The sequence below is a fragment of the Chryseobacterium sp. Leaf405 genome, from assembly GCF_001425355.1.
GTDB lineage: Bacteria > Bacteroidota > Bacteroidia > Flavobacteriales > Weeksellaceae > Chryseobacterium.
Genome location: NZ_LMQN01000020.1, coordinates 13,429 through 37,346, shown reverse-complemented (window position 1 = coordinate 37,346; position 23,918 = coordinate 13,429). Strand labels below are relative to the sequence as shown.

Genomic DNA, 23,918 nt, shown 5'->3' with positions numbered 1-23,918 from the left:
AAGAGATTTTGTTGGAATATTTTTTGGTTATAAACGATTGGTTTGCTCAAATCAAATAGATTTAAGTCTGTTTCAGGAAAAGTAGAGTTTAATGAAGTTCTCGATACATTTTTCTTCATTTCATTACGAAAAACACTCGAACTTACACATTTGTTTTACGAGAAAATTTTATCTTCTTTCATATACTCTTTTCTGATACTTTCCAACAACATTTCGACATTTACTTTGTAATCATGATCTTTCAGTGCAATCGCTTTTAAGCTTACATCCTGTATTACATTCATAATATTGGAACCGGTAAGTTCGTATCGTTGAGCAATTTCGTCTAAATCAATGCCCTCAAGCTGTAATTGTTCGGGTAAATTGTGTTGCCAGATACGCAGACGTTCTTCATGCTTAGGATTATTGAATTTTATGCAGCTGTGAAAACGTCGCGTAAAGGCTTTATCCATATTATTTTTAAAATTGGAAGCCAAAATAATAAGCCCCGAAAACGTTTCTATTCGCTGTAACAAATAAGAAACTTCCTGATTGGCATATTTATCATGAGCATCCTTTACATTGGTTCGTTTTCCGAAAATAGCATCTGCCTCATCGAAAAATAAGATCCAGTTTTTATTTTCTGCCTTGTCGAATAATTTAGCTAACTGCTTTTCTGTTTCTCCGATGTATTTTGAAACCAACATAGAAACATCAACTCTAAAAACAGGACGGTTTGTGTATTTTCCCAAAAGACTTGCTGCAAGCGTTTTTCCTGTGCCCGGATCGCCATAAAACAGCACTCTGAAACCTGGTTTAAGTTTTTTCTGCATATCCCAATCTTCCATAAGAATCTGCCTGCTGTTGTACCAGGCTTCGATACTTTGAAGCTCTTGAAGCGTATTTTGAGGAAGTATTAAATCTGCCCAAGATCGGCGGGTGTGCAATTGTTCTGCCGGAAAATCGTTACTCATTTTTGGCAATAATTCTGATCCGAAAACGATCATGTTAAAAGCTTCCTGATGAACAGTTATCTGACTATTGGCAGGTGTATGATCGTAAGCTGAACCCGGAAAAACAATAATTTCATCTTTAACCAAAACAGAATCTGAACCGAAATAACCCAGTGCTTTTAATCTTTCTGAAATGCTGTCGCCTCCTAAAATATATTGAACCGTCTGAATGGTTGGATAAAAAAGCCTGCCATTATCGTTGACTGAACAAAAGTCAAACAACATACTATTGGGAAAATCCAAATAAATACGTTTCAGCAATGCCGGATCTAATCTTGGTAGCAAAGCCACTAAAAGAATAATAACTTCCTGATGGGCAAGCTCTTTCCCTGAAATATAGTCTCCTAATTGAAAGTTTTCATGGTTATTAGTTATAAATTCAGGTGCTCCTGTAGTAAAATCTTCCGCAGAATTGTTTATACGCCAGATAATAACGTCTTCTAAATGAGTAAATAATTTTTGTATTTTTTCTCCCTCCATTGGTTTTTAGTTTTTTAATGCTGTGATTAAAGATTTTTTTGATTTTAATTTTTTTAAGAATATTTACTAAAAGTAAAATGTAAATTATATTGGAAAGTCTTACTGAAAATGCCCGAGCAGCTGCTTTTCGAAAGTCTTTCTCTTACTGGAATTCCTACTTTTTAAAGAATCAATCTTCCGTTCTTACGGAGTTGTTATCTCTTTTTGAAAGAAAATAATAGATTTAATGATCTGTTATTCTGCATCATGGATGAGATTCTAATACCTGCGCATCAAAAAATTCCAATATTTCAAAAATAAAAGGCTTCCTGTTTAAGAGTATCTTACTCGATGTTTTAAAATATAATGTGCTACATCTGAAGATGTTTTGCATTTATTTTTTGGTTTGTTTTAATAAACCTCAACCGAAAAGTATCTCACAAATAAGTATAAATAATTGTAATGTTCTGTTTTCATTGGTTATTATTTTTTATTTACATTTAGTTTTTCTTTTAATAAATTTGTGTTTTCTGTTTATTGTAGTATTTAATAAAGCTTTTGCTCTTTAAATTTTTAAGTACATTAATTGATTACTAAAAGTAACCTCAACCGGAAAGCAGCTCACATTAGAGAGTCTTACCCAACTGTCGGAACAATTGTTTTGGAAAGCTTCTCACATAACGGAATTCCTACTTTTTAATCAACCTTACTCTTGAAAGAAAATAAAAGATTTTAAAACCTATTATTTTACATTTTGGATAAATTTTAATGATCTGCATTAAAAAATTCCAATATTTCAAAAGCAAAAGGCTTCCTATGATAGAGTATCTTACCCGATTGAGGTTATCTTTTTAATTAATGAGATAATTAATTAAATCATCCTCACGTCCCAGAATAATTTTTATATTCAAAGGGTTTGATCTGAATTTTGTCCCATTAATATCAATTTCCAAAAGCATTTGGATAAGAGAAAATGGTTTTCTGTGATGCACTGTATATCTGAATGATCCGGGTCTGTTAAAAGTACCTGCCGGATAAAAATCCCTATAGTCTTTACCAGGTCTGAAATAATTAATAGGATTAATATCAAGAACCATTTCATGAGATTTCACCGGATATTCGGACTCTCTGCCCCAGGATTTTGCGTCTTCCTGAAGTTCCTGATAAAAGCCGGCCTTTTTTACATAACCGCTTTTCAGCCTCTTTTTTTGTTTGTAACGTTTTATGATAATCTTGGGCTGATATTTATCTAAATCTAATTCGTTTGATAATTTTACATTTAAACATTTATAAGCCACTTTTCTACTTAAAACATGCTTAAATTTCTCTATCTCTTCTGGTGGATTTTCTTTATTATCTTCCACGTTTAAATGTCCTCTACTCGATGTTTCAAGATCTGTGGCAACGTAAAAATGATAATATTTATTCTGAATTTCCGTTGATTTTACTTCCAGTCCAAAATTAAACTCATTGAGATGGACATAATTATCTATGAATCTACCAAATTGACTTTCTGTTGGATATTTACCTGTTTCAAAATAGGTTTTCAGCTCCTGTCTTTGGGTTAATTTATTTATTTCTTCCATAATATTTTAATGTTTTGTGGCTTATGTCCTTCGTGTAATTAATTGCGGTTTCTATTACTGTATACAATTACTGTATTGATGTTTTTATTTTTGCTGATTTTTTTGAAAATGTCTATTGACTTATTATTAAAATAAACCTCAATCGAAAAGTAGCTCACATTTGAGAGTCTTACCCAATTGCCGTAACCAATTGTTTTTAGAAAGTTTCCCTATCATTGAAATTCCTACTTTTTAAAGAATCAATCTGCTCTTGAAAGAAAACAACAGATTCTATAGTATAGATTTTATGTTATTTTACTTCCTGGGTGAGATTCTAATATTTACACATCAGAAAATTCCAATATTTCAAGAGTAAAAGGCTTCCCGTTATTGAGGATCTTACTCGATTGAGTGTCTATTTTATTAATTAATCATGTAATTGATTATATTTCGCCGGTCTTATGATCTCCAAATAATTTTTTATATTAATTGAAGCGGCTTGTATTTTTGTGCCTTATGAATTAAAGTTCAAAATTCATCTTTTTTTTGTTCTTACCAAAGCTTTTTGCCTTTCCTATTCTGTAGTTGCAGTATTTGCTATTCTGTAAAAACCAGGTGATTGTCACGTAGTTTGAAAGTTCAAAGTTCATCCTTTTTTAGTTATTATAAAAGTTTTTGAAGCTCTTCATTCTGTAGTTGCAGTGACTCTTATTTATTAATGATGAAATAGTAGTTCTCCAACCTCTATTTAAGATACACTAAAGTTTCTGAGATGTAATTGTATTCAGATATTTTTAGTTTCATTTTGCCTCACTTGCATAATCACATACGATTTTGATATTTCTGAGCTTCTCTATAACATTGCCAGCCCAAACATTTTGATTTTTCTGCCCCGGCAATAAATGAGCTGTCATTAAAAGCCCACCACCATCTGCATCATAAACCCTGCATTCTATGGATTTATTAATTTCAGTAAGATCTGCTCTATACATACAAGCCAGAGAATCCCATAAATCGTAATGATCAGTAATAATATCTTTAGAGGTATATGCATTGGACCAGAAATTTCCATATATTGCATATTGAATAGATATTTCTGTTTTATTAACAAACGTAAAACCTGTATGTAAAATATTTATTTGTTGTTCAAAATTCTGTTTGCTTATTTGTAAATAAAACTTTTTATCTTCCACCATTCCCAATTCAAATCCGTCCGGAACTGTATCCAGATTATTTCCAAAGAGCCTGTTCATTCCGAACGTTCCATCTATCTGGGAATTCAAAAAATAATATTCATTTTCTCCCAATCCTTCCGCCGGAAATTCTTTCGTCCTAATAGAATAAGGTGCATTGCCATAAAAATATCGTTTTTCCTCTCTGTCATATCTTTTGCTAATTGCAAGCATCTGATCCTCTTCATCATTTGAACTTATTACGATAGGAAATTTCAAATCTCCAGTATTAATGATATTATATTCTATATATCCATTATCAATAGATGCCAAGCTATTGGACAGAGCAACCATTTCTTTATTAGTCAGTACATCTTCCTTAAGCCTTAAATAATCTATCAATTCTGCAAATTGATCTTCTGTTGGGTATTTACCTGTTTCAAAATAGGTTTTTAATTTTTCTCTCGTGGTTATTTCGTTTCCTTCCATGTATTTATTGTTCTTTTACTGCTTATGATTTATAGTTCAAAATTCATCCTTTTTTTGTTCTCATAAAAGTTTTTCACCTTATGGATTCTGTAGTTGCAGTGAGTCTTTATTTATTAATAATGATATAATAATTTACCAACCATTAATCATAATGTATAAAGCTTTTATCAACAAATTAATTTGGTGAATTTTTATACTAATCCATTCCTGTTATTTCTAGCGGAATAATAATTAAGAGGAAAACTTCTTACATGGTAATATCCTTTCATATTCGATAAATCTGTAGTATTTGGAACAGTAAAAGCTGAATCAAAACCTAAAGACACCGTGTAAGGAGCACTTGACCCTTTAGTTTCTATCGTGCTACCTTTTATTTTTACTAAATAGTTGCCGGTAGATCCTATTTGAACTGATTTGAATATACCTAATCTTTCTGTTTTTGCTGAATTGTTTAAAACTAAACAGACGGTCATTTCTGACGACACCATTAATGTAAAGTCAAATTCGATTAAAAATGGCAATCCTGCGTTTGGTCTAATCGCTTTTCTCGTTTGATCAAATAATTTAGCATTTACTGCACTACCAGTGGTATCTGTGCCAAACATATACTCATATCCATCTATATTAGTAGTTGCTATATTTATTTGGCTAGAATTTATGTCTGAATCTGTGTAAGCTGTATATCCTTCAGTAAAAGGAGCTATTATTTTAGCCTCTACATAGTTATAAAATTGTGTAGTTAGTAGACCAGACGCCGATGCTCTTGTGATGTTATTACCGTTAACTTGTATACCTTGTACAAATTTAACAGTAGGTCCTGTTTTTATTACTCTTGGGATTTCTCTTTCAGCATCAGCAATTATTGATATTTTATTAACTCCTATTATATTTGCCGTATGGTCAATATCTAAGTGTGTTATTAAATCGTTATTGGGAAATCCTATTCTCTCCAACCTTAAAAATCCTTCGTTGCTATTGGGGATATAAGTTAATTTATGTTGAATTAATATATGAGTATCCGGAGATAACCCAGAAGTACCTCCATATTCTTCATTATATACATCTCTAATAGTTGCATAATCAGTAGATATACCAATACATTTTTCTCCGGCAGGCAAAAAAGGATATCTGACCGATACCTGAACTTGCTCGACAATAGCGTTATACCCTCCTACTTTCAATCCATATTGATTAGCAAAGAAATTACCTTTTACTATCCTGGCAATATTGGTGGCTTTACCGCAATAAAGACCATATTTATTATTTTCAAAGATAAAATCCTGAATGTCAATACCTGTACCAAAACTAGGCGTATAAAATCCTTTTTCAAATAATCTTATTGAAAATGTTTTGCCTAAAATAGAGAAATCTGAGTCGCCAGATGATTGAATTTTTTCAAAACAACTGCCAGTCGCTCCCACACTTTGTAAAATGATGTTGAATAAAAATACACCTGCGTTTTGAGTAAAATTAAATAACATAAAATTATTTCCCTGTGTTAATATTCTAGAAGCACCTGGGTAATTAACCTTTCTTTCGCATTCACCTTTGATATATACATACCCAATATTAGTTGTAAATTCTATATTGTTAAGATAATAATCACCTTTATTGAATTTCATTTTCAGACCAAGCTCTGCCATTTTTTTAACTTGCGCAGAAGCGAAAATTATATCTGAAGAGTTGGTCTTAGAAGGGAATATTCCAAAATGTTCAACATCCAACCATTTTTTAGTGATACTTTCAGCAGCAATCCAAACCCCTCTATCCGTTTTAATCGTCAATCCACCATCATCAACCGCACTAGTAAAATTCTGAACAGAAAATTTATAGATTACAGGTGTTTTGTCTCCCGATTCATAATATCCCAATAACACAATTTCCTGACCTTCATAATAGGCATTTGTTTGACGTAACTCGGATATCGTTCCAATCTTTAACAGAATATCTTTAGGAATTGTTTTTTGAAAATACTTACCTCCTTTTTTGATGAAAATATTATCATCAACCTTCTCATTGGTCATTGCTGTTCCATTATACCAAACGGTCGTTTCAAGATAATTAAAGTCGAGTTGTAAATTGATTTTCTGAGCATTGGTAAACCCTTCCCACAGCGACTTATAATCAGCGAAGTCTTTAAACATAAAAGTTCGTGCAGTTCCCGTAAGATCGGTACCATAAAAACGTTCATTGTTGTAAGTGATCTGATGAGGCAATGTCTCCGTATTTTCATCAAAAACCATTGCTTTGGTGCGCAGTCTTCCATTGTTCAGATGAAGCATTTCGCTGGGTGTAGTGGTATCAATACCGTACTTTGCTCCATCGTAATACACGCTCGAAGCGGCAAAATCATTACCATCCCAGAAAATCAGATAATTGGAAGCCGGACTAATTGTTGTATTCGTGGGCAATTCCCCAACATCTAAAGTATTATCCTGTAATCCCATATTCGGATTTTCAATATTGTCAATAGGAATATTTTCACCTTTGTGATAAAATGAAATTCCCGATTCAGCAAATTGCTTTTCGTTTGGGAAGTCGCCAGTCTGAAACCAGCCTAAGATTGTATTTAATGGATTAGCCATTTAGTTTGGTATTTAAGTTAAAAATTAGGTTCTATGAATTATGAGTTCTATGATTCTGTAAAAATTTATTATCTGTACAGATATGGATTACTACCAAAACTGAGATTAAATTATTTTCATTCACACTTTATTTACTCTGTCATCAAAATGATTTTACAATTACGTGGGAATGTATTTGATTTGGTATGTATATTATCTGAAGTGAGCAGTCAGATTCTTATGTCTTTTACTTTTTGCTTATTTACTATTTAATAATTCACAGTCCAAAAGTCCTGATTTTTTTACTCTTATTAAAGTTTTTTGCCCTCTCTATTCTGTAGTTGCAGTAACTTAGAACAAGCCTATTCAGATAAACGTACTATGGTCAATAATTTCATGCTTATAAAACAATAAAGGCTCAGATTATAAAATCCAAGCCTTACCTTTTTAACTTATCCAATCAGGATAGTTTATTGCATTAGTCTATTTTAAAGAAGAAAAAAGCCACCGCTGCCCATTCTTTTTTCACTCCGCTGGCATAGCCAATGGTACCATGGCTGCTATTTTCAACGGTACCATTGTCCTTTATATAACCAATAGTAGAATGACTGCTGTTTTCTACTGTTCCGTCTTTTTTAACATAACCAACCGTAGATCCGCTTTTATTTTCTATCGTCCCATCGCTTTTGATACGACCAATGGTGCTGTGACTTTTATTTTCAACCGTACCGTCACTTTTGATATAGCCAACTGTAGAATGGCTTTTGTTTTCAACTGTTCCGTCTGATTTGATGTAACCTGCTGTATTACGGCTTCCTGACTCAATAGTTTGTGCGCTTATAATAGAAAGGTTAAAAAAGATTGAACAAATTAATAGTGTTTTTTTCATGGTTTTAAAATTTTAACGGTTATTATTTTTTAATTAGATTTACTGCCACAATATAGCAATTTTAGTGAAATAAAAAACAATCAACAATATTATATAAAAGTCAGTTTCCATAGTGGTAATCTAATCCGTCGCCACATTTTTAATCTTCAATACGAAAACCCAATCTGCTTTTGTGAATCATTAAAGAAATTGTTTTGTCCAATGCATTTCCAATTGATTTGGCTACGGCACTTACATTTCCGCTCGCAATGGCTTTATTTCAAAATTAAAATATTCTTAATCAAAATTTACATACATATTCTCTGAGTATTGAAGAAATTGTGGTAATAGTGTGTTGTTTTGTAGTTCTACAAAAGTGCTTTGAGATATGGTATTATAATCTGTTTCACACAAACTCAAATACATAAACTCTTCTTCCACATATAATATTAATTCATTAACTATATTTAACATAGTTAATACCCGACAAATATTTATTATTTCTTCGTTCTGAGTAATAAAATATTTTGATTTTGGATTGTTTAAATCTATGATTATTCTTCCAATAATATTATTTTTTAAATGAATCTGTTCAAACTTATTTAGACAAAGATTTTAAACAGCTTTACTATTAAGCTTGATCATAATCCCACTCAAAAAAATAAAACGTCATTATATTATTAAATATATTAATTATACAAGGAACACCATCCGAACCTAACTTAGATATCTTTTGTGAAGTTATTAGATGTGTAAATTCTTGGTTTATATACTTAAAGTTAGCATATAAATGACCTTTATAATTAATATCCAATGGTAAAAGATTATTTTGTTTTAAAGGATATAAAAAATCTTTATTTACTTCTATTTAGCTCATTCTATAAAAATCCATATAATCAAAATCTTCTTCTAATTGTAATGTTAATTCTGTTTTAGATATTAATTTAATAAAATCATTAACTACCTCAGAATCATTATTTCCGTCTAAAAATTCATTGATTATTTGTTTTTGCTGATCAAAAAAATTCCAAAAAAGATTGTTTAAATCAATTATCAATTTACTAATTGTCATATTTCTATTATTTTTTATTTCAAAGATATTACTATTTATACCCCCCTAAAGATTCTATCAAGCTCAATAATTGAAATCCTCCCCAAAGATATTCTTCGTCAGGCTCATTCGTAGTGGAAGACCAATCTAATGTTAAAGATCGAATGACATCGAATTTATAATCTTCTTTAGGAATAATAATTTTCATTCGTTCCTCTGCACGAGCAAGCATTCTTTCACTAAAAAAATTAACACCGCTTTGTACTTCTTCTATATTGTTTTTATCTACCTTTATTTTATCATTGTTACCGATTGTAATAATAAGCTTTTCTAATTTCTGCAATATTTCCATAAATAAATTGTATTAAAATGTTATTTTATTAGTTCCCTCTAAGCTATCAATGTTGTTCAATCCTGAGTTTAAAACTTCTTTATCTTTTCTGTTTGAATAATAATTTTCCATTCTTTCCTCAAAAAAATCAATTCGTTCAAACATTCCATTCTTTTTTCGTTCTTCAGTTACGGCATTAGTAAACTTAGGATTTAAATTTAATTTGTCAACTAATAGTTTTTCTCCTAAATCATTAATATTATATGGCATCGCTGGCTTACCTTGCACAAAAGTTTTATTACCTGGATTCATTTTTACACCGTTTACATCATAATCACCATCTTTGTTAATATATTCTGCCCATTCAACCCTTATTTACTTAGGAAAATATTGATCCTTTTCATTCTTGCTAGCATCATGATAATCTTCAATGGTGGTTTTTGTACCACATAATTCTATGCCTTTTATTTTTTTCTAATACTTGTTTTCCTTTCTTTTCTGCATTCTCTTCCATATTCGAGTTCACCACTCTTGTGATAGGTACTAAATTCCATGTTGCACCAGGTCCGTGTATATTGTCATTCAACATGTGACCTCTAATATAAATGGTATTTCTAATATCTTCAATCGCATGATTCCAATGAGCTCTCTTAGTTTCTCTTCCTCCATCATATCCCATAAATACAAGCTCTTTATTTCTTGTAGCATTGCCTGTAGTTCAACACTATGAACGGCTTTATCAGAATGTATATGAGTTGTTTTATATAATAAAATTGCGGATAAATTTTTCCCATTTTTAAAATTGATTTCTATATCCGCTTCTCTTTGCAAAAGTTTATTAGCTACATCTTTAAAATCTTCATTTTTATTTAATTTTTTGCCAATATTTCCATAAAATTCTTTGACTCTTTCCATAAAATTATCTTCTAAAACATCCAGCCAACCTACAATAGCAAACTTATGAAATATAATCCTTTAGGATTGTAGAACTATAATTACGACTCATCAATTATGTTTTCATAAAAATAAAAACTTTTTAAGAAATTATTGGATAATAAAAATACCACACGAAAGGATTCGTGCGGCACCAAGGTGAATTTCGCTTTTTCATTAAAGGGTTAAAATATCGAAGTTTTATTATTTTATTTTTCTAAAAGTTATAGATATTCGTCTTTTTCGAGGAATTATAGTACTTAACCACTTATCATTTTTCACTCCTTTTATACCATGTTTCCAATCATATCTGGCCTCTCCATTTAATAACAAAACACTTCGAGGATTTAAAAGTAATTCATGTTTTTCCGCATCTTTTGAAAATTGCATGATACAAGAAGATAACAGACTTACGGAAATTATTATATCTTCAAAACAGGGTATACAATCTATATGATTTGATATTCCCTGCCCGGGTTCATATTCATTGATAATAACCTGATCAAAAGAATTTTCAAGATTAAAATTCTTTCTAATTTTTTCCTCCAATGAAAGAAGCCAATCAGGCAAGTTGCCTATTTTTAAATCTTGATCAACATTTTTTTTCTTATAATCATAAATATATCCATAATGCTGAACTCTCCGCTTTAAATTTGTATCCCATTTTGTATTATCTACTTCTAACAAAATTAATTTCTCTTCTTCAATACTTAAAAAATCATCTTGATAAATAAGACCATTTATCATATTATTCTTCAACTTCAATGGCTAAAATATATCTTAAAAAATCGATGAAATTTTTATAAACAGGTTTATATCCTGATTCCAATTCATTAGAAAGCCATACTGAATTTTCATCTTTCTGTGTTGCATGATAACCATAAAAAGTACTTTCATCTTTATTATGGCACATAAGATCTGCTAATAAATATACATCTGATTTATTAAGTAATGGAGATGTGAGAAGGCTTGGATTCAGCCAATCATCAAAACCAAAAATCCCAACATCAAAACTATTCCCATAAATATTACATCCTCCATATTCGCTTAAAAAATAAAAATAGGCATCGTCTTTTATAAATTCGGCATCTTTCATTATACCTATTGTTTCTTTTTCCCAAAAATGCTCTATCTTTTTATCATTTCCTGTTTTAACTTTATATTTTGTAGCTATATCTTGCATAAGGTTATCCACCTCAATAATCTTATTAATCATAAAATATTTTATTTATTTTTAAAAATTAAAGTTACACCTTTTCCATCTTCCATTGAACCTGCAGATCTATCTTTTTGTGTCATTTTATGCTCATATCCTGGGAAATTTTTACTATCAAACAATTTTTTAGACTCTAAAACAAAACTATTAGCCTGTTCTTCTGGCTTCCACCTACTTACATAACGTTCATCTGAAAGGCTTAAAAGAACTTTGCCCCCTTTTTTTATTATTCTATTTGCTTCATTAAAAAAACTTTTAAGTAACATTTTATTATTTGTTGTACCTCCTCTCGTCTCTTCTTTTATCCAAGGAAAGTTAAATACAATTATTTCAAAATGATTAGGTTCATAACTTGTACTTGTAGCATCTACATTATATTCTATTATAGAACCTAATTTTTTATGTTCCTTTATATTATTATCTTTATCCTTATATTTCGTATTTTCAGAATCATAAGATGTAGCGACCATTCTGTTTTGAAGAGCTAAAGTATTGGCTAAACTTAATGAAAAACTGAAGTTCGCTTCCCCAACTAAAAGTATTTTATTTCCTTCACTAGGATTAAAATCATCTACTCTTAAAATCTCTGTAGGCGAATCTTTCTTAGGATTTACCTCGCCATGTACATGAACCTTTATTCCTTTTTCTACTTTTTCTTCTAGTATAATTCTTAATTCTTTTAATTCGTACTTATTTTTAATATCATGTAGTTTACTTTTTATCTTAGCTTGATTCATACCTGATTTTAACAAGTTATGAGATTCTTTTAACGCATCGTCCAAATCCCTTTTCTTTTCTTCAGTATTACGAAAGTCTTTTCCTTTTTTCTCTTTCTTATCTTTTTTGTTAGCATTAAACTTTCCGACTCCCATCTTCCCAAGCAATCCTCTAGCCTTTCCTTTAATAAAATTCCAGAACTTCACAATCGCATTCTCAATACGCTAGCGTATTTTTCGGATAACATCAACCACTTTATCAGCTAATCCGCCTATTCCCAATAATGAAGCTAAAAAGCAAATTAAAACTGGAACGGCTTTACCTAATTCATTTTCAATTGATTTGGCTACTGCACCTACATTTCCACTTGCAATAGCTTTATTTCAAAATAAAAAAAAGCGAAATTTCTTTAAAGAAATTTCGCTTCATATTTAGTTATTATTGTTCAATAAAATTGTTGATATGATTATTGAGATATAATGGAGGATGCATCATCATCCAAAATATAGAAAATTAAAATATTCTTATCTAAATGAACCAAACATGGAATATTATTTTTTAGATAATTCTCGCCTAATTCAGAATTAATAAATTTATCATTTTCATAATCAAAATTTACATACATATTCTCTGAATATTGAAGAAATTGTGGTAATAGTGTGTTGTTTTGTAGTTCTACAAAAGTGTTTTGAGATATGGTATTATAATTTGTTTCACACAAACTAAAATACATAAACTCTTCTTCCACATATAATATTAATTCATCGTGTATGACTTTATTTATTAATTCATTGACTATATTATTATCCTGAATACCCGACAAATACTTATTAATTAATTCTTTGTTCTGAGTAATAAAATATTTTGATTTTGGATTGTTTAGATTTATGATTATTCTTCCCATAATATTATTTTTAAGATATCAAATATACTATTTATAAAATACCCTCCAATTTTCCGTTAAATGTACCGTTGCCTAATGCAATGACAATGTCCCTCGTGGTAGTGTTTTCAAGGGGAGTAATTTGATATGCTACCATTGTTTCATTCATTGCGTTAAATATTATGATTTTTTCCTTTCCATCATACTTTGTTTGGCTGGGAATATCTTCACCTAAAATGTAACTGGTTTGTGCATAATTAATATGAACCCTATTAGCTTTCGCTATCTTATTCATATTTAATACTTTGTTATTTAAACTTCTTTCTACTCCTTCACTGTTAACACCTAATGTTTCCTGTATTGTAACAAGTTTTATTTTTATATTTGGATATATGTTTAGTACTTCTTGTGCAATCATTTCATTTAAGATACCATGAACTGAACTACCAGATATAATAGGTTCCACAATTGTAAAGGAGATATAAGCATTTTTATTTTTTTTCATACTTTGGTGAATATGTTTCACTATATCTTCAGGTTGTTGGGTTTTATGATTTTTACCTGTTGCTATATCTCGTGGCATTTTTTGTATCTTTTCATTTTTGATAGAGGTGTCTTTAGTTACAGCATCTCCCAAAAAGGAGCCACCCGTTTCTGTGGTAATAATATATTCTCCTTTAATTTTCTTACGCATTTCTTTTAATGCCTGTTGATACTCTCCCACAAACGGAGAATAGATAGCTCCCTGATGGATTTCCCATTTACGAATACCTGTCTCTGAAATCATGTCTTTTCTCAACTTATTATCATTTTGTTTGTTCAGTTTTGGTATATTTGTAATAAATTCAAGCATGTCATTTCTGAATTTTTCAGGATATTCTCCTTTGTCTATGTCGTATTCTTCATTTTTCACAAAAGCAATTTTCCGAGTACTGTATTTTAGTTCCTTATTATCTAAATCCCTTGTAACATCAACTCCTTTCTCTTTAGGGTTTACTTCTCCTTCAATGTGAGAAGTTTCCTTTCCTTCTTTATCTACTTTGGTTGTAACAATCTTAAGTTCCTTCAAATCATAAGTTTCTTCCAATACATCTAATCGTTTTTGGATTTCCTTTTTATCAAGACTTTCATCTTTCAGAAGTTTTGTTCCCTCTGAAATTCCCTTATGCAAGTCATGTTTCATTTCTTCCTGCGTACGGGTTTCTTTCTCTTTTTTAGCTTTGCCTTTCTTATCCTTATTACCAACACCAACTTTACTCAAAAGTTTCCCTGCCTTCCCTTTAATAAAATTCCAGAACTTCACAATTGCATTCTCAATACGCTGGCGTATTTTTCGGATCACGCCCAATACTTTATCTGCCAATCCGCCAATTCCTAATAACGATGCTAAAAATCCAATCAATACAGGAATAGCTCTTCCTAATGCATTTTCTATAGATTTAGCAACTGCGCCTACATTTCCACTCGCAATTGCTTTTATACTTTCTGTAAAAGCTTTTACCAATTCCATAATTTGTGCTGCTCGCTGGATGAAGAATTTCACTACATCGATAATCGCCATTGCGGCTTTTATAAATGCTCCTACCGGAGTCAGTAAGCCCATTACCCATTTAATTCCTGCCTGAATCACTTGATTTTGTACGATATCCATAATGGTATCCATTATAGTAGTTTTGAGATCGGCAAATTGGTCTTTCAAATGCTCCCAAAGTCCGGCAGCACCTTCTTTACGGACAATCTGTACCATTTCAAAACCTGTTTCAAGAACTTTCATTACAGGTTCTCCGATCACTCTTGAACCGATGGCTCTGATTCCGTTCCAGGTTAAACCAAGCACTTGTGTAGTAATAGAGAAAACTCCTTTTAAAGAGAATACATCTTCAGGCATGGTTAAAGAAATACCTTTCATGGCTCCGGTTAACCATCCGAAGAAGCCTGTTTTAAGGTGCGTCCAGATATTGGCTCCGAAATTGGTAAATCCTTGCGAAACTCCGGCAATAAGGTTTTTGAAGAATCCGATAGGATCCATAATAATCGCCTGAATTGCACTGATAACACCAGACAATAAATTCGTAAGCGTATTTTTAATTTCAATAATAATAGCAAACACACTGGTTTTTAGCACATCAAGAGCTTTATTTACCCATCCGCTGTTTTGTGATTTTAAATCAGCAATTCGGGTATCAATATTTGCAATATTGTCGGCATATTTTTTAGCCAAAACATCGATTAATGCATCTTTTTTGCTGTTTACGCTTTCTTCCAGTGCATTGAATTTGGTTTGGATCTCTGCAATGGCATCCTTCCCTATTTTCCTTAAACTCGGCGATAAACTGTCGACATACGTCTGTATCTCTTTTTTGCCTTTGGCAATTCTGGTTTTGGCTGCGTTAAGCTGAGTGGTAACATGACCGGCAATTTTATCAATAAACTTGTCCATAACTCTAATGTATAAGTCTTTACCGCTGTCAAAAAACTTATTGACTTCTTTAGGTAAGCCGGTAGCCTTGTCCCATAACCATTTTCCAGCCGCAACTAAAGCTCCATATTTCGCATACGCATCTCCGTAACGTTTCTTTTTATAAGCCTTCATTTCCTGATCAACATGATCTTCAAATGCTTTTTTAGCTTTTTGACTGCCATCATCAAATTGTTTTGCCACCGATGTATCCAGATTCTTCAAAATACCATCTACATCTGCTTTGGAGCTTACATAAATTCCATTAATATGATCGGCAATTTCTTTTCGTTTTTGGCTGTCTTTAGCCGACGTTTGTTTTTGCTCGCCATGCACATTGCCTAATCCGCCTTTTCTTGCACCATGCATTCCACTGATATGATGTGCAGCTTGTGATTGTGCATCATGACGGGTTTTTGACAACTCCTTAGTTTCATTATTTCTAAACTGTTGAGTTGCTTCAACACTTTGGGTTTTGGCTTTATTCTTTTGATCTAAAGCATCCGTAAACGAAGGTTCATTGGAATTTTCCAGCATCTTATCGGTTACTCCATTCGCTTTCATCTCGCTGTCGATACTTGCGGTTTGTTCTTTTATAGGCTGCTCTACGCTTGTTGCGTTTCTTTTCACAGGCATCGCTTTAGCAGCATTTGGTGTAGACGGAGCTTTACCAATATTCGGTGTCGGCATTTTTGCAACTTTACGATCAGGCTGTGCCGCAATATCCGGTTTTGCTGCGGTTGCAGAAGCAATATCATTTGCTGCGACATTCTTTTCCTTCTTCACATCGCCGACTGCTTTTTGATTGACTTCCTGAATATTATTATGTTTTTCGAACTCATCCGCCTCCTTTTCATTAGCAGGAAGCTCGATACCGTGTATTTTTGCACTCAGCAAAGCTTTGAAATCTTCTTTCCTGAACATTCCTGGATCCTGTGCACCCATGAAATTTACCTGGCTTGCCTGTGCCATACTTTGGCGTTCGTTGGAAGGAGACGGTGCTGCAGCCTGTGCATCATTTGTTGCTTTATGTGATGGTTCGTGCTGTTTTTGTTGCTTAGCCGTACTGCCGATTTTTCCGCTTAATGCCGTAAATTCAGGATTACTATTTGCATTTGGCGACACTTTTTCAATTTCGGCTGCTTCAGCTTTGTCAGGATTAACTGCTTGGGACTGATCCGCATCCGGTTTAATCGGGATTTCTTTTTTCTCTGTTGATTTTACTGCCGGATTTGTTTCTTCAATTTTTTTACTTTGTTGATGAACCACCACTTGTTCTTCTAGTGTTTTCGGCAGATAAGTTCCGGATTTAAGATCGTTATAATTCTGAGCCTGATTTGTATTTAATGTTGTTAAATAATCTTTTTCAGTCTTTTTGGTGTCGGGATGATTGATATCTCCGGTTTCCGCCAAACTTTCCTGATGTTTTTTAGACATAATTTCCGACCCTTGATCGTAAATAGTTTGCAAACCATGAACCGGTGTTATGGTTGCATTTAAGTTCATGCTATTGACAATTGGGCTTGAGAATCCGGCATTAACGACCGATTCTTCAGACTTTTGCGTTTGTATATTAGCAACTTCTGCCACTGGCGGCAGAGGTACAACCACCGGTTTTTTAGCCTTTTTATTTTTGTTCTGGCTTTGGTGGGCTTTGTTGTCTATTTCTACAGGTTTTGCTGCTTTCATTGACTTAGTTTTTTAATTTCATATTAATTTAAAAGACATACAAAACGCAATTATTACAATTGCGTTTTATATACCTGTTGAATGTGAAAAATCAGACCCGTGTATGGTAGATTTTTTTAAAGAATGTAAGTAATCAGAAGTGGTATGGTATTGAGAAACAGGTATGATGAGCCACTCCAAGTTTTGTTTTCTGTTTGTTTTGAGTTTTCATGTTAGCTGGTTCAAAAATCACATTTTTTGGGGAGAATACCTTACTTTTTGAGCGATGGATTCTGTAGTTGCAGTAATGTGCTTTTATAAGCTTTTATGATCCTTATTTAATTGATTTTTCTATTACACATCTCATTTTCCCTGCTATTTTTCTATCTGATCTTCAGGAAGGTTCAATGATTGTTCTTCTTTTTCTTCAGGCTGTCTGTTTGTTCTGACACCGTATCGATCTTCAATGAAAAGGTTCACTGCTTTATCAATCCAGTTGGGGAGATTTGTAGTGATCATCTTTAGGAACTTATCATAGCCATAACCCAGCACAAATAATACACCTGTTGAGTACCATTTATCATGCAGCTCGGCTCTGTTCATTAAATAACTCATTGTAAAACCAACGATAACAACTATCATCAAGGTGACAAAGTGTTCCCACGGTTTTTTTTTTTCTTTATTCTGTATTGAGATTAAGACCCTTAATAATCCTCCTGAAAATGCAATGGCAGTTCCGATTAAAAGAGCTTTTATAGTATCTAAATTCATCCTTATATATTTATTAAAATTTTTGATTTTTCCACAACTTTTAGTCGTGTTATTCCAGATCCAGTATGTACATATCATCTAAAATTTTTTTGCTTTTTTGCATATTTTCTTTTTCGTCTGCATACGCTAATTCATCGATAAGATCACTAATGTCTTTTCTGGGATTTTGTAATTTTTCTCTATTTCTTTTTATTTTTCTTCTTCTCTTATTTTTCATGGTTTCTGAAGTTTTAAATGAATAATTATTTTTTAATTTTTTAAAATTGATGTAATTTAATGGGGCAAACGGTTCTTCTTGAAGCTGATTCTTTACTTTAAACACAGAACTTAAAAGCAAAACCGTTTTTTACCTTAGTATTTTTTATCTGTAAAATAAATTTTGGGAAAGACTTTCGGATAACCCTTTCATCAATCTGATTTTGGGTTTGGTTATTGGTTAGTTTATATCCTTTTTACAATCTATGCCTGAAGAATGATGTTATATATTGTCCTTTCCGACAGAAAGAGCATTTCCGTTAATTCGGTTACGATCACCTTCATCTGTTTATCCTGATTACGTTTTACATAATCGATGACAAAATCTTTTCTTTTTTCTACTAATTCTTTGCTACGTTTCATTGTTTGGTTAAAAGTTTTTTATGTTAAAAGTTTTATTTTTGAATTAAACAAATCTTCGTGCTTCCTAATTTTCCCGTTTGATTAAGTCCATAGGAAACCCTAAAGGCTAACTTTAAGCCCTTAAACAGATGTCTAATTACATTATTTAGTTTTTGATTTTTTAGAAAGTTAATACCGGGTATAATCTGATAGAAATAATACCCTAACATATTCTTCTAAATTTTACTTTTAGTAAACCGACCATTCGTGAATAGGCTTATTTACCGATAAGTAATCTGTTTTTTAAAAGTGCACGACACGCAGAACAATCTTTACTGATAACTATAATTAATCGATATTTTATATGTTTAAACAGTAATGTTTATCTACATTATCCGGCTTATTTTTTATAATGAACAAAAGCAATATTTAAAATGAATGCTTTATTTTAAACAAATAAAAATAAACGCATTTAATTCACTAACACATGCACAAATATTCAAAAAACAGAGTTAAAAAGCGCACTTTGTACATTTTTAAAATCAGAAAATATTTCTCAATTCCTATCAGCGCCAGATAAAACAAAAAAATAAAATCTAACCAAAAAGATCACTCTAGTAGCAAAAACGAACTCAAAACATTGATTATAAATAGATACCTAATTTTAAAAATGCTTTTAAACATTAAACAAAATGTAAACAATCAATATAATTTTGTATATTTGCAGTGTTTCATCTTAACTACGGAACAAATATACGAACATTGTTCGCTTTTAAAAAAATAATTATGAACATTTTTCTATTTTTTTTACACAAACAACCATAAATATATCAAAATGAACTATTTAGAATTCAAAGAAATCAGAAAGAAACTAAACATGAAGCAGGCTGATATAGCAAAATCTATAGGAGTTGGCACAAGAGCCGTACAATACTGGGAAAAAGGCGAACGAAAGATACCGGAAACAACTGCTTATTTCGTAACCAATCTGCTTCTGAATCAACAGGAGAAGCAAAATGAAGACAGTGCATCTCCACTTGTTCTATCAGATTTAAAAATAATGAATGTTCCGCTTGCCAATCAATATGCACAGGCCGGCTATTTGAGCAGATTTGCAGATGAAGAATATATAGAAAGCTTACCCACAATTCCTTTCACTGCCGATATAGAGCACAGAGGTGAGTACATGTGTTTTGAAGTAAAAGGTGATAGCATGGATGACGGATCGTACGAAAGCTATCTGGAAGGCGATATTATTTTATGCAGAAACATCAGACAAGATTATTGGATGAGTAAGCTGCATTACGATAAATGGGATTTTGTAATCGTTCACAAAGAGAAAGGAATTTTAGTAAAGCGAATCATCAACCACGATGTTGAGAAAGGCATTATCACTCTTCATTCTCTTAATGAATATTACGACGATTTCGAAATCCATCTTCAGGATGTTGCGAAACTTTTCAATATTATCAGTACAAGACGTAAAAATAACAGAAGATAATGTAAAAGCTGTCTGATGTAATAAAATCCTCAAAATTGAGGATTTTATTAGTTTTATAGATGAACATTTAGGCAGTACAATTATATTGTGAAATACCGATGATTTGTCCATTTTTTTCTACATTATAAATAGTATATCCGTTATCATTTGCAAATCTTATCCATTTTATTCCATATTCGTTGAATCCGCTACTTGCCCCACCTGTATCAAAACTATTTAAATTTGGAGGTAGCGCAGGGGTATTTCCGTCAATCAAATAAATAAAACTTCCCACCTGCGGGGTAACGGTATCAAGATGTATTGTTTTCAGCAGTGTATTTCCTCCGAAACAGATCTTTGCGTCTGTGGTAATGGGGTCTTCAAATTTACCTGATACACAATAAGCATCGAAAGCATAAGGAGCTTTTTGAAGAATCCATCTTCCAGATTTAAAAGTAACCACATTCGACCATCCTGAAACTACGGAAGCGCCAGTAGATTTATCGAAACAATGCTTTCTTGCTCTAATATATAAATCTTTTGAAAAAGTAAAATTTCCGTTATTCATAAAAACATTTTCAATTTGCGTATAATTAAAATCTATTTTTAACTGAATAATATCGTTAAAATCCGGGTCTGTTGCTATCTGATATTCCGGAGTGGCAAGGTTTATAGGATCTACTAAATAGTTCATCACTATTTGACCATTATTCTGTATTTGCACACTGTTAATTTTCGGTTTTTCACAAGAGCTGCAATTCCCTATGGTAAAGGAACTCGTGTTTGCAGCATCAACTCCGCCAGCAGACAATTTCACCATCAAATTGTAGTCGCCGGGAGTCGGGATAACAGGAAGCGCTACCACACTGTCTGGATCTACATTGTTTATAACAGTTGAATTTCCCGATCCTTGAATTCCGTAGGACACCGTTGCAGCTGTATTGGTTACCGGCACCGAAGACGTATAATCTATCTCAAACGAAATTTTGCATTCTGCTATTGCCATTATATTATTTTTTTATTGTTATTAATTTTTATTGATATTGAAGAGGTGATTTTAATTTAAATCATTACTATCACCCCTTTTAAAATGCAGTAAATTATCCTTTTACAGAAACCTGAACCTCTTTAGTGATAAAAGCTCCACTGTCAGCATCAACGACCGTAAGCTTAAATTTATATATCCCAATAATGAAGTTTGTCACTAAAAGATCAGGTTTAGTAAATCCTGACAGTGTTACCGTAGAACCAGCAGTCTGTTCCCATGAATAAAGAAGATTTGGCGCTCCGGAACCCGTTCCGCTTAATGTAAAAGATTCCGATAAAGGGAATTCCTGAGGACTTTTTAAATCAAGTTTAATAGAAGGAGCACTGGCTTCACAGCAATTAACATTATTTGAAAAGATAATATTATTTACGACAACAGAAGCAACTGAAGGAACTTCATACCAATCGCTTATTGCAATGGTTTGATAACATCCACTATCCCCTACCTTTACCCTTATCGTCGGAATTCTTGTCGGAGTAAAATTGTAGAAAGTATAGCTAATATTTCCCTTAGAATCCGGATTTAAACTAATCCAGCCCCCATTATCCAGGAAATCCCAGCTGTAATCATAGTCTGCAAAATTTTGTCCGTTTTGTCCGGAAACGGTAAAGTTTACCGTTGTAGCTGTAGAGCCGGCTTCCGGATAAATAACAGAACTAACCACTATTTTCACATCCGGTTGTGAAGTAACTTTGATAGTGCAATCAGTAGGTTTTCCATTGACCGTAAAGGTAATTTCCTGACCATGCAATTCTTTACTTACGACTCCCGGATTAAAGAAATATAATCCTTTGATTAATTCTACACCTCCATTTAATTTATCATCCACAACAGCTTTTACCACTCCATTCGAAGGAAATACAGTAAAAGGTATACGACCGGATTTAGCACAAATAACAGCACTTGGTAAACTCAATTTAATTTCAGATTTCGGTGTACAACAGATATATGGAAGTGAAAAATCGGCAATAACTCTTGAGCCTCCAATGATATTCTCATAAACCATTATAAAGGTGCCGCCCCGTTCTACCCCACGCTTATGCTCTAATCCCGGGTGTTTTTCTACATATTCATTAAAATATGCTTTAGACAGATCTTTGTTACCTACCAATTCCGTTAAAGACAGAGACATAATATCAAATCCCAGCTGCTGCCTGTCTCTGATTTGCTTTATCTGTTGAAATGCCACCTGATAATCCATCCCCTGGTGTCCTTCTATAGTATAAAACGAATTTTTATCTATATTATATTGTAAAGAATCATCTGGTACGCTTGTATTGGGTGAATAGAAATTGATACCATATCCTAAATTATTCTTAGATGACCGATTGCTTGTTTTATCAAAATTCCACGTTTTCAAAAATTCATCACTGATTGTGTAATAAAACGGAACAGCTTTGTTACTTAGAGGATTTAATTTCTGCGAAGGAATAATTTTAATTTGCGCGCCTTCTTCAAAAGTAGTAGAATACCTAAAATTCTTTACCTGTAAAGCAAAACGATTCATTAATGCTTTTACTCTTTCTGTTGCTTTTTCATCATCTAAAACAGGAGAATTGTAAAACTGATGTCTAAATGAATCTAATTGATTTTCCGATGTTAACTTCCCAAGCATAATATGTTTAGGAAAAGAATCCAAATCGGGAAAACCGTTAGTAAATGATTTAGGAAGCAATTTTACAATTTCAGAATAGGTATCCATTATATCTTTTACAACATCATAAGCATACTGAAATCCCGTTGATTGTGTAAAACATTGTTGCAAAACATTTTTAAATATTGCATGATTAACACTTTGACCTCCTAATATTTCAGTGATTTTATTGATTTTCTCAAACACAAATTCACCATAATTATTTTTTTCTAAAGCAGCGGCATACAATCCTTTTAAATCGGAAGAAGAAAATTTTGTTTCGGATCCTTTTTCTAAAATAAGACGTTCTACAATAACCCGTTCTTGTTTTTCAGTGTTCAATACATTCTCAATAAACAAAGGATGAGGCTGAATGCGATCATTTCCAAGAATATTGGTGATTCCTTCTTTTGTCGTAACTAATACTTTGAGGTTTCTAATTTGTTGGATTCCATGATTATCACAATCTACTCCTCTACAAGGCTTTACTTCTTTTTCATAATCCTCTAAATACAGCAGCAAATATTTGTCTGCTAAATTTGGAAGATTACCAATAGGCTGAAAATCAGTTGTCGATTCTTCTTCTGTTGCCAATTCCCAAAGCTCAACCTGTTTGCCTTCGCCATTATTCTCATGAAAGGCAGGATATTTTATTTTGAAATTATCATATATCTTAAAATGTGTATAATTCTTACTTTCTATATTGACGGTTTTTAAATCACTCACATACAAATCTTTACTCACCTCACTTGTAGTCTGTAAGGTTAATAAATCTCCGTCGGTTGTAAGTGCCACACCCTGAGAAAGCTTTATACTGCTCAAAATCTTATTGGTATACATAAGATCTGGCTTGAGACCACACACAATACCGACTCCCTCCAGCATTACTTTAGACAAACGATCCTGATCTTCAAAAAAATCTAAAAATTCGTTGAACTGCGTATGTTCTATGTATTGTCCTTTGCTGAATTTGCGATATTGGGTTGATATATTACTTAATTGATTATTCATTATTATTAATTT

General features: G+C 32.2%; 20 protein-coding genes. 1 reads left to right on the top strand and 19 read right to left on the bottom strand.

Annotated features, from left to right (window positions below; genetic code table 11):
- Positions 1-155: 155 nt before the first annotated feature.
- The 17 genes from ASG22_RS19555 to ASG22_RS21065 all read right to left on the bottom strand — a co-directional run bounded on the left by ASG22_RS19555 (position 156) and on the right by ASG22_RS21065 (position 18,755).
- Positions 156-1,472, bottom strand: coding sequence for an ATP-binding protein (locus tag ASG22_RS19555; protein ID WP_055988252.1), 1,317 nt, complete (start codon positions 1,470-1,472; stop codon positions 156-158).
- 830 nt (positions 1,473-2,302) lie between these two features.
- Positions 2,303-3,037: a hypothetical protein gene (locus ASG22_RS19550; protein ID WP_055988251.1), complete on the bottom strand. Its 735-nt coding sequence runs from the start codon at positions 3,035-3,037 to the stop codon at positions 2,303-2,305.
- A 779-nt stretch (positions 3,038-3,816) separates the two neighbouring features.
- Positions 3,817-4,677 carry a hypothetical protein gene (locus ASG22_RS19545; protein ID WP_055988249.1) on the bottom strand — a complete coding sequence of 287 codons (861 nt, stop codon included), beginning with the start codon at positions 4,675-4,677 and terminating at the stop codon, positions 3,817-3,819.
- Positions 4,678-4,868: 191 nt separating this feature from the next.
- Positions 4,869-7,262: a hypothetical protein gene (locus ASG22_RS19540; RefSeq protein WP_055988247.1), complete on the bottom strand. Its 2,394-nt coding sequence runs from the start codon at positions 7,260-7,262 to the stop codon at positions 4,869-4,871.
- A gap of 457 nt (positions 7,263-7,719) precedes the next feature.
- Complete coding sequence (locus ASG22_RS19535) at positions 7,720-8,130, bottom strand: 5-fold beta-flower protein (protein ID WP_055988245.1); 411 nt, start codon at positions 8,128-8,130, stop codon at positions 7,720-7,722.
- An 847-nt stretch (positions 8,131-8,977) separates the two neighbouring features.
- Positions 8,978-9,181 carry a hypothetical protein gene (locus tag ASG22_RS19530; protein WP_055988243.1) on the bottom strand — a complete coding sequence of 68 codons (204 nt, stop codon included), beginning with the start codon at positions 9,179-9,181 and terminating at the stop codon, positions 8,978-8,980.
- Between the two features lie 31 nt (positions 9,182-9,212).
- A complete protein-coding gene (locus ASG22_RS19525; RefSeq protein ID WP_055988240.1) occupies positions 9,213-9,512 on the bottom strand; it encodes a hypothetical protein in 300 nt (99 codons plus the stop codon).
- A gap of 12 nt (positions 9,513-9,524) precedes the next feature.
- On the bottom strand, positions 9,525-9,803 hold the full coding sequence (locus tag ASG22_RS19520; RefSeq protein WP_055988238.1) for a hypothetical protein: 279 nt from the start codon (positions 9,801-9,803) through the stop codon (positions 9,525-9,527).
- Positions 9,804-10,073: 270 nt separating this feature from the next.
- A complete protein-coding gene (locus tag ASG22_RS21180) occupies positions 10,074-10,406 on the bottom strand; it encodes a hypothetical protein (RefSeq protein ID WP_055988236.1) in 333 nt (110 codons plus the stop codon).
- Positions 10,407-10,628: 222 nt separating this feature from the next.
- A complete protein-coding gene (locus ASG22_RS19510) occupies positions 10,629-11,171 on the bottom strand; it encodes an alpha-ketoglutarate-dependent dioxygenase AlkB (protein ID WP_055988234.1) in 543 nt (180 codons plus the stop codon).
- 1 nt (position 11,172) lies between these two features.
- On the bottom strand, positions 11,173-11,640 hold the full coding sequence (locus tag ASG22_RS19505) for a hypothetical protein (RefSeq protein ID WP_055988231.1): 468 nt from the start codon (positions 11,638-11,640) through the stop codon (positions 11,173-11,175).
- Positions 11,641-11,648: 8 nt separating this feature from the next.
- Positions 11,649-12,563 carry a class I SAM-dependent methyltransferase gene (locus ASG22_RS19500; protein ID WP_131726219.1) on the bottom strand — a complete coding sequence of 305 codons (915 nt, stop codon included), beginning with the start codon at positions 12,561-12,563 and terminating at the stop codon, positions 11,649-11,651.
- Between the two features lie 260 nt (positions 12,564-12,823).
- Positions 12,824-13,261, bottom strand: a complete 438-nt coding sequence (locus ASG22_RS19495; RefSeq protein ID WP_055988227.1) for a hypothetical protein — start codon at positions 13,259-13,261, stop codon at positions 12,824-12,826.
- Positions 13,262-13,292: 31 nt separating this feature from the next.
- Positions 13,293-17,387, bottom strand: a complete 4,095-nt coding sequence (locus ASG22_RS19490) for a hypothetical protein (RefSeq protein WP_055988225.1) — start codon at positions 17,385-17,387, stop codon at positions 13,293-13,295.
- A 354-nt stretch (positions 17,388-17,741) separates the two neighbouring features.
- Entirely contained in the window at positions 17,742-18,137 is a 396-nt protein-coding gene (locus tag ASG22_RS19485) for a hypothetical protein (RefSeq protein ID WP_055988223.1), read from the bottom strand.
- A gap of 49 nt (positions 18,138-18,186) precedes the next feature.
- The gene (locus ASG22_RS21070) at positions 18,187-18,354 is read right to left on the bottom strand and encodes a hypothetical protein (RefSeq protein WP_157844736.1); all 168 of its coding nucleotides are present in this window, start codon (positions 18,352-18,354) and stop codon (positions 18,187-18,189) included.
- A 242-nt stretch (positions 18,355-18,596) separates the two neighbouring features.
- Positions 18,597-18,755, bottom strand: a complete 159-nt coding sequence (locus ASG22_RS21065) for a hypothetical protein (RefSeq protein WP_157456450.1) — start codon at positions 18,753-18,755, stop codon at positions 18,597-18,599.
- A gap of 814 nt (positions 18,756-19,569) precedes the next feature.
- Here ASG22_RS21065 and ASG22_RS19475 point away from each other — a divergent pair.
- A complete protein-coding gene (locus ASG22_RS19475; protein WP_055988219.1) occupies positions 19,570-20,235 on the top strand; it encodes a S24 family peptidase in 666 nt (221 codons plus the stop codon).
- A gap of 67 nt (positions 20,236-20,302) precedes the next feature.
- Here ASG22_RS19475 and ASG22_RS19470 read toward each other — a convergent pair whose 3' ends face one another.
- On the bottom strand, positions 20,303-21,220 hold the full coding sequence (locus tag ASG22_RS19470; protein ID WP_055988217.1) for a hypothetical protein: 918 nt from the start codon (positions 21,218-21,220) through the stop codon (positions 20,303-20,305).
- Between the two features lie 94 nt (positions 21,221-21,314).
- Complete coding sequence (locus tag ASG22_RS19465; protein ID WP_055988215.1) at positions 21,315-23,906, bottom strand: PKD domain-containing protein; 2,592 nt, start codon at positions 23,904-23,906, stop codon at positions 21,315-21,317.
- Positions 23,907-23,918: the final 12 nt, after the last annotated feature.